The organism is Salinimicrobium oceani, assembly GCF_012037645.1.
This window is the reverse complement of sequence record NZ_JAAVJR010001006.1, coordinates 1-375: the sequence shown is the minus strand read 5'-3', so window position 1 is coordinate 375 and position 375 is coordinate 1. Positions and strand designations below refer to the sequence as shown.

The window sequence follows — 375 nt, the reverse complement described above, 5'->3', positions numbered from 1 at the left end:
CCAGCGCAAGCTCAAGACATTTGTAATTGAAGTCGATCAAAAATTCAAATTTCTGATCATAAACAGGCCGAAAATCATCTTCGTAAAATTCAAAGAAAGGGGAGGTGCGGTATACGGTCTCGAGGGATCTCCAATGCTGTTTTTGCCATGGGAAATCATTTTCAATTCTTACATCCCGGTATTTTTGATGATTCGATTTATTGCCGGTATGTTTAATGGGAACATTGAGGGAAAGTTTTCCATTTGCCCCATAAATATACATACGGTTGCGATAGGTTTGCTTTTGATAATTATCCTCATTCTCAAAAACTACCTCCTTAGCCTTGACTAAAGCCACATATTGAGAAACAGGCCCGAAATAAGCAGGATGTAATA

At 38.4% G+C, this 375-nt stretch carries 1 protein-coding gene; it reads right to left on the bottom strand.

Going from position 1 to position 375, the window contains the following annotated elements:
• A partial coding sequence (locus HC175_RS20495; protein ID WP_209310152.1) for a WbqC family protein occupies positions 1-375 on the bottom strand: 375 nt, incomplete at both ends.